At 58.2% G+C, this 12,142-nt stretch carries 11 protein-coding genes and 1 pseudogene; 2 read left to right on the top strand and 10 right to left on the bottom strand.

All coding sequences use genetic code 11. The features are described from left to right. Positions 1-98: 98 nt before the first annotated feature. From IE243_RS17890 to IE243_RS17870, 5 genes are all read right to left on the bottom strand, one after another. Positions 99-473: a hypothetical protein gene (locus IE243_RS17890; RefSeq protein ID WP_191320747.1), complete on the bottom strand. Its 375-nt coding sequence runs from the start codon at positions 471-473 to the stop codon at positions 99-101. A gap of 191 nt (positions 474-664) precedes the next feature. After that, the gene (locus tag IE243_RS17885) at positions 665-1,048 is read right to left on the bottom strand and encodes a hypothetical protein (protein WP_191320746.1); all 384 of its coding nucleotides are present in this window, start codon (positions 1,046-1,048) and stop codon (positions 665-667) included. Positions 1,049-1,364: 316 nt separating this feature from the next. After that, on the bottom strand, positions 1,365-1,670 hold the full coding sequence (locus IE243_RS17880) for a hypothetical protein (RefSeq protein WP_191320745.1): 306 nt from the start codon (positions 1,668-1,670) through the stop codon (positions 1,365-1,367). Between the two features lie 28 nt (positions 1,671-1,698). After that, complete coding sequence (locus IE243_RS17875) at positions 1,699-3,630, bottom strand: DNA cytosine methyltransferase (RefSeq protein WP_191320744.1); 1,932 nt, start codon at positions 3,628-3,630, stop codon at positions 1,699-1,701. Further along, a complete protein-coding gene (locus tag IE243_RS17870) occupies positions 3,596-4,870 on the bottom strand; it encodes a site-specific DNA-methyltransferase (RefSeq protein ID WP_191320743.1) in 1,275 nt (424 codons plus the stop codon). The genes IE243_RS17875 and IE243_RS17870 overlap by 35 nt, the downstream gene beginning before the upstream one ends. 674 nt (positions 4,871-5,544) lie before the next feature. Between IE243_RS17870 and IE243_RS17865 the strand changes: the two genes are divergently transcribed. Further along, on the top strand, positions 5,545-5,853 hold the full coding sequence (locus tag IE243_RS17865; protein ID WP_191320742.1) for a hypothetical protein: 309 nt from the start codon (positions 5,545-5,547) through the stop codon (positions 5,851-5,853). Between the two features lie 70 nt (positions 5,854-5,923). On the opposite strand, the gene IE243_RS17860 is transcribed toward IE243_RS17865, so the two are convergent. From IE243_RS17860 to IE243_RS17840, 5 genes are all read right to left on the bottom strand, one after another. Next, positions 5,924-6,160: a hypothetical protein gene (locus tag IE243_RS17860; protein ID WP_191320741.1), complete on the bottom strand. Its 237-nt coding sequence runs from the start codon at positions 6,158-6,160 to the stop codon at positions 5,924-5,926. An 18-nt stretch (positions 6,161-6,178) separates the two neighbouring features. Continuing rightward, on the bottom strand, positions 6,179-6,787 hold the full coding sequence (locus IE243_RS17855) for an invasion associated locus B family protein (protein WP_191320740.1): 609 nt from the start codon (positions 6,785-6,787) through the stop codon (positions 6,179-6,181). Positions 6,788-6,947: 160 nt separating this feature from the next. Next, entirely contained in the window at positions 6,948-8,201 is a 1,254-nt protein-coding gene (locus IE243_RS17850; protein WP_191320739.1) for a hypothetical protein, read from the bottom strand. A 145-nt stretch (positions 8,202-8,346) separates the two neighbouring features. After that, positions 8,347-8,964: a L,D-transpeptidase gene (locus IE243_RS17845; protein ID WP_244643253.1), complete on the bottom strand. Its 618-nt coding sequence runs from the start codon at positions 8,962-8,964 to the stop codon at positions 8,347-8,349. A gap of 263 nt (positions 8,965-9,227) precedes the next feature. Then, entirely contained in the window at positions 9,228-10,649 is a 1,422-nt protein-coding gene (locus IE243_RS17840) for an AAA family ATPase (protein WP_191320738.1), read from the bottom strand. 1,081 nt (positions 10,650-11,730) lie between these two features. Here IE243_RS17840 and IE243_RS23195 point away from each other — a divergent pair. Next, positions 11,731-12,142: pseudogene (locus IE243_RS23195) on the top strand (hypothetical protein); the annotation flags it as partial.

Raw genomic sequence — 12,142 nt, 5'->3', positions numbered from 1 at the left:
TAAATCGATAAGCGTTTAGTTACGTGGGGTTTATTGGGTTGGATGAGAAAAAGCCGGGCAAGGCGCCCGGCTCGTAGTTTGTAGCGATTGTAAGTTTATCAGGCGGCGGCCGGGATCTTCATCGGAGCATTCGTGTTAGCGATGCTCTGCTGCTGGGTGACCGGCTGCAGGCGGATCAGGGTGAACGTGGTCTTGGTGCGACTGTTGTCCTCCGGGCGGGGCGGCAGGCGATCGTGGAAGCCGCCGAAACGTGCGGTGTTGCCGACGAAAATCTGATCGCGCATTCGTTCGAAGTTGTCACCGAATGCCATGCCGAAGATCTTCATCTCCTGGCCGGCGCGGGCGCCGGTGCGAACGACCGTCGTGCCGGCCCATTTTGCGTAGGCGCGTCCGTTCCGGTCGGTGCCGATGGTCACGTCGGTGAAGTTGATCTCATGGGTGTACATCGTGGATTTGGTGTTGGTGTTTGGCATCGTTCTCTCGTGGGGTTCTGAAGGTGAAGGCTTCAATTTTTATTTCATCCAGGGCCATGGTGATTTTCTGGGGTTGGCGGCTGAATGAGGGCAATCCTCAGAAGCGGGTCTAGGGCTGCGTTTCGCAGCGTTTGTTGGGTAAAAAAAACCCGGGCGTAGGCCCGGGCAATTTCGTATTTTTTAGTGTCTGTTTAGCGTCTGGAGTCGAGTTTTTCGAACAGCGTTTTTACGGGGTCGCTGCCTAGTTTCACGCCGGCTGGCCGCATCGAGTAGATTGCGCTTACGTCTGTTCCGACCACAACGCCAAATATCGGGAGTATGGTCCAAGGGGAAAGCTCGTTGTTGAGCACCATGGAGACAATGAGTGCTGTGACCGCACAGATGGTGAGGCTTGAGAAGAAGAGGTACCGGTCGAGCGTCTGGTCGCCGGTTGAAAACAGGGGGAGGCGGCTCGTGTCGGACCCCCTGAGGCAACGTTTTCCAAACCAGAATGTCCCGGCGACCCGCAGTGCGATCCAGAATGTGGTTGTTTGCAGCAGGGTGAGTGCAGCGAGCACTTGGGTGGGGTCGTTCATCAGCCAGGAACTCTAGGCGAGGGGCATCGCAGGTTAAATTGGTGAGCCGTTGTTACGGTCACAAGGGTTGCTAAAGCGCCGCCGGTCAGCTTCCCCGGGATCAGTTAGCCATGGGTAGCGGAACGGTCAAGGGTTGTAATTTTCTGGGTTAATGGTTTTTCGTGTGGGCTGAGGACGTTGGCGGCCAAAAATGAGGGCGTGTCCCTGTAGATGTGGCCGGAAATTCCGGTGTTATGGGGTTCGGCGAAAACAGGTGACGTTTTCGGGGTGGGGTTGGGCAGAACCCTGCGACCGGGATTGGCGAGCGGGGGCAGGCTCAACATGCAGTGGTGTGATTTCCGGCAAGAAGGCGAGCGCAACCGATGAGGTTTTGCAAATCCATATGGCTCCGGAACAGACGGCTTTCACCGATGTCTTCTTGGAGCTCATCGAGGTCGGCGTAGCGCGCGCGGAGGGATGCACCTGATGGGGTTTGGGCGGTGAAGAGGTCTCCATCTGCCTCAATGGCCGCTACGACGGCGACAAACGCTTCGAGGTGCTTGAGCCTTTCGGCGGATGGATTGGCGGGAGGCGACGGTATTGGTGTTTGCCGCTCGGGGGAATTTGTGAGGGCTGCCGGCATGGGGTTCTCCTTGGAGGGACGTTCGGATTTAAGCGGCTTTTTTTACCGGCTGTTTATTGTCGATTTTTCTTCGCCGGTTTTCCGGCCCCAACAGAGTTCTCCGTGATTTTATCATGTCTCGCATGGCGGCGCCCCATGGTCGGTAGGGCAGGGGACGCGTTTTGGCGATGGAGGCCAGTACGACGTTGGCGTGAGCAAGTGCCGCGGCGACATGTGGGCAGACCGAATTGCCAATCATTCGGGTCTGGGATGTCTTGGTAAGCCGTTTGCCGAGATGAACCGGATCGAGTTGGTATTTATCCGGAAATCCCTGGCCGCGAGCCAGTTCTCGTGGGGTCAACATACGCAGGCCTATATCGGTGATGACGTAGCCATGTACGCAGACAATGTCGGGGCCGTCCCAGCAGCCGTACTGTCGGAGGAATTGCGCAACGCGGACTGCGCCAGAATGCTGTTCGGGCGTGAGCGTACTGATTGCCGATGTCAGGCACTCCTCAAGAGTCGCATCGACGGCTCCGATGTGGTTGCCACCGGCACATTGCGTGGGCATGGGGTCTTCCATGCACCTGGTGCGTTGAGTGGATCCTTTCATGTTGAGGATGTGAGGGCTGGAGAGTCGGCCGGTGGGAACAGGCGCAAGATCGACAGTCACGGGCGTCTGGTTTGCACCCTTGGCGAGGATGGTTGAGAGGGGCTTGCGGGCGTCCCTGGAATGGAGGCCGGTGTTCTGCTGGGCGATGAAGCCCCCCCTTGCAGGCGCCATTTGGGCGGTCAGGAGTGCCGATTTGCCGCCACCGTGACACGTTGTGGTTCCGAGTGGGTCCACGATGGAGGAGGCTACGGAATTGCCGAACTGGCGCAGGATTGCGGCAGACGTAGCGGTTTCGCTACGTGCCGGGCACCGCTTCGGCATTGCCGCGTTGATGTCGGCGGCCTCCATGTCGAGCCTTGAGCCTGGTACACAGCGGGCCGCGGAGACGGCCACACGCCGTTCCGGGGCTGGGGTAGTGATGATGAATGGCCTTTGGGCCTCGATGATGCGCCGGCGGATGCCCTTGGCGATCCTGGCGAGCGATGCGGTTTCGAGTGGCCGCTTAACGATAACCCCGGTGGACCTTTTGTAATCATGTGCGCCCTCGCGATCCATGAAAATGGATGGGCAGGGGATGCTCCAGTCGACGATGTCGGCGGAGATCCGATGGGGCTTGATAAGCCCGGCGATTACGCGCAGATCGTCATGTGACCCATGGGTTGGTGCCGGCCAGATGATCGGCTTTCCGTCACAGCGCGCGACGAGAAACAGGCGTTCGCGAATGGTTGGGGAACCGTAATCGCACGCTTTGAGGAAACGGTATTCGACGCGGTAGCCAAGCCGCTCGAACTTGGAGACCCAGTCAGCAAACGTCTGGCCAAGGCGCTCCTTGCAGGGCTGTCCGCTGTCCGTAAGCGGCCCCCATTCGGCAAATTCCCGAACGTTCTCGAGGAGGATGAGCTTCGGCCTGACAGTTTTTGCCCAGCGAACGACTACCCACGCGAGATCGCGAATATTTTGTTTTCGCGGTTTGCCTCCGGAGGCTCTGGAATGTGATCGGCAGTCCGGCGACGCCCAGAGAACACCTACCGGTCTGCCCTGAGTTATGCTTGCTGGATGTACTTTCCATATGTTGTGGGGGAGGTGCATGGTCATGGGGTGGTTCGCCTCGTGCATGCATAGTGCTTCGGCGTCATGGTTGATCGCGAAGTCTGGCGATCGATGGAGGGCCCATTCAATTCCGGTTGAAGCGCCCCCTCCGCCGGCGAAGCTGTCAACGATAAGTCCAGCCACCATTTCGTTAATTTCGGCAGCGGTGAAGGCACGGGCGTCGACGTTTTTCAGCATTACGGGGGTTCCGTGGAAGAAGGAATTTCTGCGTTTGAGCGGCTTTTCAAAAATACGATTCAAAATCCGGCCGGTGATCAAATCGGAATGCGGAACCTTTCAGATAGTCGAGCATCGGTTCGGATGCGATGAAGCGCCGGTCCATTTCCAGAGCGACCTGTCCAGTTGTGTTTGATCCAGCCATTGGGTCGTACACGGTCTGGCCCTCGAGGGTGGTCAGACCGATGATGCGGCGGGGCACCTCGGCCGGAAAGCGGGCCGGGTGAGCAGGGAGGCCGGCCTCTCTGCACCTCCGCGAGTATTTGTCGGATCCGCTGGCGCCGCCTGCTACGATGAGATTTCCAGGAAGTGACCCAGTGGACCGTCTGGCAAAGGCAGCCGGGTTAAGGTCGTACCCGGACGGACGAACTGTGTTGAGACGGGTGTCGTCGCGCTGTAGCTGCGCATCGCTTCTCTTGGCATAGGGAGTGGGGGGAAGGCCTCGGATGTCCCATGCGGGACGCTTTGTCTTGCTGAACAGCAAAATCTGCTCGACCGTATTTTTGGGTTGGTGTCGCTCCTTGACGGTCCACTGGATATTGCCGAGCTTGGTCGGGCTGTGCCAGAACTGGCGTCCTGCGAGGTGAAGGCCGGCATCATCGATCGCGCTTAGCGTGAAGCGTTCGATATAGGGGCTGTAACTCGGGGTCCCAGGTTCAAAGCGATCCATGAGGTTGATCGCCAGGGTGCCATTGTCGGCAAGGAGATCCTTCCAGAGAAGGGTAAGCCGCTTCATCCAGTCGAGCCACTCAGGGACCTGGATTGAGCCATAATGGCGACGCACTCCGGGGTAGGGCGGGCTGAGGAAGATTAGCGAGACCGAGCGCGGTTCAATGACGGTCGCAGCATCCTCAGCATGCGACCAGACGGCCATCCCATTTTCGAGGGCATAAACGAGGACGATAGAGCCGCGCCGTATTTTTGTGAGTTCGGCTCTGCCTGCCTGGGAAAGGGTCCAGATGCCACGCGCTCCGTTGGAAATGTGTCCTTTGAGGACAGCGGTCTGGCGGGCCCAACGAATTTGCTGTTGAAATATGTTGTAGCGTTCGCCGCTGGCGGACGTCCGCTCGCCCGTTGTGGCCTCCGCGCTGAGAGCCATTTTCGAGGCAATAGCCTTATAAACATCTGCCGGGCGACTTGAGCCGCCGGCGTCTTCAAGTGCCTTGAGTAGCGGGAGCTGAATGGCATTCTGGAATGAGGGGCCAATTTGGGTGGCGGATGCGCCAGAAACAGCGGATTCGCGCTTGGCCTCGTGCTTGCGGCGTCGGGTTGGGGAATTCATGACCGCTCCAGGATTCATAGCGAGTTTCGTTGCTGGGGTGGAGATTTTGAGCCGGGCAATGCGGCGGCGGCGAAGTATTCCTCGGATTGGAGTTACGTATGTAAAGCCGTTGACACAACGGGCCGGGGAGATCGTCAGGGGAAGGGTGATGCATGATTACCACAGCCACCCCCTGAATCCTGGACGACCTGGATAGCGCGTGGCTTCCCGGGTCAAATAACATATTTGATCGACTGGACTTCGACCGCTTGTCTTTGGAAGTGTAGAACGGTCAAGCTTGCTGAAAATTTGCGGGCAGGCGTAAAATTAAACAACCGGTCGTTTAGTTTTGTTTCGGTTCACCAAAAAGCGCGAGTAAATGATTTTGCGACTTTTTTTCCAGCACGAAATTCAGTTTGAAGGCGGCGGGCCGCAACAGGGTTCCTGTGAGGAAAGGCCGATTATTACATAATAATGCGTCTAGTGCGCGGTCAATATACCTAAGAGTTTCCGTGGGATTGCGGGGCGAGCGGGCTTTTTTTGGAGCGCTAAATGCGGCTTAAAATGAACTGGGCCGCAAATGTCGCACTAGTTTTGTCTGGCAATCGGAATTCAAAACCGAATAAGTAGTTGGCGGTAGGGCGACGCCCAAAAAGAGGTAGTGAGGGGCTGAGATGCGTAGGTGTTTGGAACGCATGGAACTGGCTGTGATGACCGAGCTCGCGGCAGCTTTGGATAAGCTGCCAGGTCTGGTCAGGATTTTGCACGATGAGCGCGCTGATCTGACGCGGCGTTTTTTCGAGTTTATGGATTCGGACGAAATCAGAAAAGACGAAGAACTGGTAATCTTGGCGATCAAGATTTTGGGCCTGTTGCGGGTGCTCGAGTACAAATGCCGGAGCCTGTTTGCTTGCCAGGGGGCTGAGCTGGCTCCAATGGAGCGTGAGTTCGCGCGTGGGGCCACTGGTGTGGGTGGCACCGTTGTTATGATCGGCAACGCGTAACTTTGGTCAGATAGGTATTTTTTTGGCCCGCGTCGCGGGCCTTTTTCTTGGCTTCCTGGCGAGCGGGTGCTCATGAGGGCGTAGGCGCTGGCAGCCTTGCCGCGCGAGCGAGTTTCTTCTCGGTGCAGTAGGATCTCGCGGCGGCGATGAATTCCTCGAGAGCGGTCGATTTTTCGGTTATGGCGTCAATCCACGGTTGGTCGACCTGCAGGGTTTCTATACGGCCGCGAAGTAGGGCACGCGCGCGGTCTTCGGCCGCCTCCAGCCTTTCGAAGGACGCCAGTAGCTTTGCGTTGGCTTTTGACATTGTTTGTCCTGGCAGGCGCTATGGGGAATTTGGCTGGGTTCCGCGCCTTGCCAGCTTTTCTTTCAGGTTTTCCTGCTGGCGCGCCAGTGCATCGGGGTGAATGGGCGCGCCGTCATATGACGCGGCAAAACCAGCGGCCGGGAGGGCAAAGGCGAGTTCTCTGCCGTATTGGTCCTGGACAGCGATCTTGATTGTTTGTCCGCGGCGAAGCTGCTGGATGAACTCGGCGTGGACAATTGTTTCCGCGAAACACCCGGTGGCGAGGCATAATGCATATGAGCCGCTGATGGGTGGGTTGCTGTCAACGGCGACGCGGACGCCGTTTGACATCATCAGACCGAGTGGCAGCAGGGTCCGGACCATATATTTTGGAGTTGATGCCCGTTGCTCGAAGATTGCAATGGCAATGGCTGGTCTGTTTGCCGCCGTTACAAAATCCCGTGTGATGTAGCAGGTTTGGCCATCCTCCGCCGTATTGCATATTTTTGTCCAGGCTGGCTGGGTCGGCTGGGGCTTCAGACTTATTACCGGGGTTGTTGCAGGCGGTTGATCCGTGGAAGCGGATGCTGGCAAGGCGGCGAGAAAGCCTAGCGCTGCGCCTATCGCGCAGCTCTTTGTCATGTCCATTCTGACCCCGGCTTTAAAACAGGAAGAAGATCGCTTTGGCGGTAGTCGGCGCCATGGAAGTTACAGCCTCCCCTTGGTGGCAGTTGGGCTCCAGGGAGGCACGGACTGTCCGAAACATGCACTGACATAATCCGTTTCTGCCCGGTGGCGATGTCCCCTGTCAATTTGACAGGAGGTCTGAGAGGCCAGGGACGACGAGTGTGGATGCCCTTTCCAGCATCAGGTCTTCTGACATGGTCTCGATTGTTTGGTTCAGGAGGTTCCAGACCTGGCTCAGTAGCAGCTGGTTGCGCGCTATGGCTGAGGCGAGATGAGGCTTTGGGTAGAATGAGAGGTATTCGTTTGTTGCCACGGCCTTTGAGAGGTTCAGGAAGAAACAGCAGGGTTCACCAGGGTTGGCTGCGCACAGGATCGGGGGCGACGGGCGCTCTGGAAGAGCGTACCAGTACTCCCGGTTGGTGAATGCCGGGTTGGCGGCTAGGCCGGCAGCTTCCGCTTCGGTGAGGTAGGCGTGGACGTTCGGGTACTGGGACTTGATGTCTTCTGGGCTGAGGTTCGTCTGTAGCATCAGTGAGCGTTGGGAGACGTTGGGGAACCCTCCCGGCCGGGATTCAATGACCTCGTCTTCGAGGGTGTGTGGGCGCGGGAGAACCGCTCGGAAAAGATCCGTTTCCAGTCCGCGGCGCATGATTTCGCTGTGCGTGAGGATGAAGAGGTCGTCGTTCCCGGTATCGATGCCCTCTTCGATGTCGAAATGGGTGGCCAGGGCATCGGACGGAAGTGCTGGTGCGACGGGCTCATGCGGCAGGAGCGTCTCCCAGCTGTGATTGGTTCGAATGGAGGTGATGGGGTGATCGGCGAGATAAGTGGGGTTGTCGGTAGGGCCGCCGCGGCTTGCAACCACCATCTGGGAAAGGCGGGGCGCCGCATTTCCGACCCAGACGATGACATCGGACCGGACGTGTCCGTCTTTGTCGTCGTTCTGGTGAATATGGGTGACGGTGTATTTTGAACCCAGGCTGCTTCGGATGGCGGCAAAATCAACCGAGTCGACAAAATCTGGGGGGAATACCCAGGCGGAGCGGCCACGGGGCGCGAGGCACTCCTGGGCCAGGTGAAAAAGGGCTTCGATGCTGTCGCGCTTTGAGCCGCGTGCGTCGGCGACGAGAAGGTCAACGGAACCGTCGGCAGGGCGCTTTGTATTGCCGTGGGCATAGCCCTTCAGTGAGATGATGTGCCGGAAGTCACCGGCGCGGTCGGTCCCCAGGGCGGCGGCAACGAGTTGCTGGCCGGGGCCGCTTGTGGCGCCGATGATAAGTGTGGAGATTTTTCGAGCAGGAACGATGTTGGCAGCGTACGAGAAGATGGGCGCCTCGATAGTGGGCTTGCTTTCAGGCGCGGCGGCGTGGCTCATGGTGTTCATCCTGCTGCGGTTTGCTCTGTGGGGCTTTCAGTGTCTGAATGCCAACTTTATGGGGTTCCGGAGGGTCTGGTCTTTGGATCTAATGGCGTTGATTAATCCGGATTTTTCCCAAATAATTTGATCGCATGATTGCTTTTTAGCGGACGGTTACCCGCGTCCCGACCTGAACGCGTTCGTATAGGTCGATGATGTCGTCGTTCGTCATGCGGATGCAGCCCGACGACACGGCGTGACCAACGGTGCCCGGCTCGTTTGAGCCATGGATGCGGATGAGGGTGGAGCCGAGATAGAGGGCGCGTGCGCCGAGCGGATTTTCGGGGCCACCGGGCACATGAGCCGGAAGACCGGGGCGGCGAGCCCGCATTTCCGCCGGTGGGCGCCAGTCAGGCCAGCGGGCTTTACGCGTTATGGTCTCGGTTCCTCGCCACGTGTAACCCTTGCGTCCGACCGCGACTACATACTGGATTGCTTCACCGGGCGCGGTGATCAGATAGAGGCGACGTTCGCTGGAGCTTACGATAATTTCCCCTGGTTCGCCGGTTCCGATTTGCATCAGTTTCCCCGACCTGGGGGACGTAGCTTTCAGAGGAATGTAATCGTCCGGCTCCATGAATGGATCAACGTAAGTAAGCGGTACGAGTCCGCGCGCTGAGCCGAAATCCATGCTTTCGGCGAGGGCAGGCTGGATGGCTTGCGCGCACTGGGCGGCAGAAATTCCGACAAAGATGCAAAAAGCGGCGGTAAGGGCGCGCATGACGGTCCTTCGGTGAGGTTCGCGCTTATTATTAATTTACGAGAATTGAAATTCAACGGCGACTTGGTCGCAGATGTCGATCCCCTCAGGGGTGCCCCGGAGAAATGCTTCTGGAATCTGTGGCATTGTGGTTCATGGTTGGGGCAATTCCCCCGGGCCGGGATATTTTTTCGATCGTGAGGAGCGGTAACGCTCCTTGTGGATGGCCGCGGACCTGATGGCCCCTGGGTTCGGGGCTCGTCGAGGCTGGGGCCACCTCAGGGCTAGTTGATCATTTTTTGTCCCTCGGCGATGCCGAGGGCCTGGCGAAGGGCCGCTTTCATGCGCCTTAGTGATCGACCACGGCGGTAGGAGCGGCGGAGGGCGTCCAGAACGGCGTCATCGAGGCTGGGGAGGTGCCACGTCGATGTCGCCGCTTCTCTGGCAATGTCCTCCATACAGAGAGCGAGGACGGCGTCGAAAAATTCCGGTGAGGGTTTGTCGATCGAATATACGTCGAGGCGGTCGAGCATCTGGCCGGGGATGGTTGATGTCTCGGTTGCGGTGAAAATCCACGAAATTTGCGACATGTCGACGGGGCGCCCGAGGTAGTCGTCAACGAGAGTCCGGGAGGAATGATTTTCGACAAGAGTGGAGAGGGCGCTGTAGGGGTCGCCATTGACCCTCGAATCCCCGAACTTGTCGAGGTCATCGACAATGATAATGGGGTTGACGCAGCGGAGGGAGACCATGGCCCGAATTCCGAGTGAAGGGGCAGAACGCTGGAGGAGTGGAGAGCTCGCGGCAAATTCAAGGGCGCCAGAGCGCCCGCCGGCCGAGGTGTACCAGAAGGGGAGGCCGGTCACCTGCGCGATCGCCCGGGCTAGGGTGGTTTTGCCACTTCCTGTTGGTCCGGCAAGCAGCATTGGCGGGAATTGCGGGTGAACTGGCCCGGCAAGGGCGCGCAGCCGTTGCGATCGGAAGATCGCTTCAATTTGGTCGCCGATCCAGGGGTGACGTGATGTCAGGGTTTTTTCGATCGCCGTTATTGCCGCTGGGCTGCAGGCAGTTCCCGCCGCTGTGTCCGGGAGGTGATATTCATCGTGAGTCCGGGTGGATTGCGGCGACGTCATTGGTTCGAGGGCTGCAGTGACGTCGATCGGCTCGGCGCTGCTCTGAGAAAGGAATGGGTCGAAAATTTCGACAAGAGGGGTTGGCTCAGATAGGTCCTCCGGATTGGGGCAGTCACTATCGTCGTGGGTATCGTTCATTAGCGCGGCGACGACGCGGACAGCAGCCTCGCATGCCAGGGCGCGGCTTTCTCTTTCGGTACCCTCGGACAGCGCTGTAGCGGAGACAATGCTTTTGCAGAGGTGGACTGCCGATACGTCGCATCGCTCAATGGCGGCGAGCCAAAGGAGCGAAAGGCGGATATGCTCTGAAGCGTGGTCCTGGTAGGGTTCGTCGACAAAAATATGAAATTGGTCCCGGATGTCGCCACCCGTTTCCAGAAGCTCCGCTAGGGCGGGGATGTCTGTGTCGTACAGGTCATCGCGAATTAGGTCCAATTCCTGGCCAACATGTTGCTTGATGGCCGCGATTTGAGCGGCATCGTCGTGGCGGGTGCCCATCCATGCCATCGAAAGGTTAAGATCGGCGTAGTTTCCAGCGCTGCGAGCGCGCTGGCTGGGCGTTATCAGGCTCATCTATTGGACCCCGGATGGCGTGGGAGATGTCGGTGCCACCTGAACGGAATTGATCGGATAGCCCCAATTGCGTGGTCGTTGCTGGTGGCGCGACCATGTTGCTATTAAATTAGTCGGGTGCGCAGCGGAAGTGTGCGCTTGTGACTAGTTTTAGGGTCGCGAGTTCGGTCCTGTCCACCTGAGACAGGGGTTTTATCGCATTCCGATGTTTTTGCAGATAACTTGATACCGGTTCTTTTGTGGCGCGGCAGGTTCGGGCTGCGTGTGGGTGCTAGCCACCTATGGCACGAGATGCCAGCAGATTGTGACGGTGGGGCGCTTGCGACCGGGGAGATGCGCGAAAACGATCCGTATGTGGGCGCTCAAGATTTCCATCAGAATGACCAGCGCCCAGTTGAAGAACCGTTCGTGGAATTCCGCACGGAATGCAGGCCTCTTTAGGGTGGGGCGCGCAGAAAAACGCGCGTTCTTATGTGCGACTGATGGTCAGGGTGGCGCGCATCGGAGAGCCGAGCGTCAAAAAAAGATAAACAAATACAGTCGCAAGTCACCATTCAGACGTTTGTTATTAAGTCCCGGACCGCGCCCCGTCGTGTGTCGCGCACAGGTTGCTGGGGGCAGATGGTTAGCCTGGCATAGAGTGGTGAGAGGCCGTTTGTGCAAAGGATTGAGGTCATATTTTGCTCAAAGTTGTGTGAACAGGCTTCGGTTTGGGTTAATGTGCAAAGCGAAGGCGAATCAACGCTTTGGCGTCATTTGGTTCGGAAAACTGCAGCGTGCTCACATTTGTGACTTTCGTTTTTGAACATCGCTTGGTTCATAGTGGCCGCAATCCGTGAATGAGCGGGTGGAAGGGGATTTTCGAGGAACAACGTTTGTGGTTGTGAGTTTGGTTCAGGAAAATGACGCAAGGTGCGGGTGAGGCGCCCGATGAACACCTGAATGGGGCCGGCGGATAAATGGCGGGCGGCATTTTCCAAAGTGAGAGGCACGTCGCGAGGTGTGACGCCACTGGGGAAGGGTGGTGTTGTTCGATTTTTACGCGCGCTGGCAGTCCGGTTGCGCGATTGGGCGAGAGAGAATGGCGATCCGCATCGGCATTGAAAATCAAGGATCAGGGTCCAGCCGATTGGTGCACCGTTTTGAACCGTTGCGCCCGCGGGTCGCGCGTGCGGGCGGTGTCGCGACAAAAGCCCGTTATCACATTGTTTGCTCAAGGTGCTCCCGGGCAACGGGTTATGAAGCGGACGGTGTGGCCTTTGAAGCGGATGAGCAAGGGACAGCCGCAAGAGCTGCCCAGGTCTTCCGTGATCGCGGATGGGTTCTTGGCAAGGAACGTGCCCATGACGTTTGCCCTGACTGCGTGAGCAGGGTCGGGGGCGCCACGGGAGCCCATAGGACAATGAGGAAAGCGGGCGCGATTGATTGGTCGGCCGCCGAACATTTGGAGCAAAATTTCATGTCGAACAAAAAGGGTGTTCGGCCGGGGCCCA

Origin of the sequence: Camelimonas fluminis (genome assembly GCF_014656355.1) — a bacterium.
Classification (GTDB): Bacteria; Pseudomonadota; Alphaproteobacteria; order Rhizobiales; family Beijerinckiaceae; genus Camelimonas; species Camelimonas fluminis.
The sequence above is the reverse complement of the archived record's forward strand: the minus strand, read 5'-3'. Positions and strand labels throughout refer to the sequence as shown.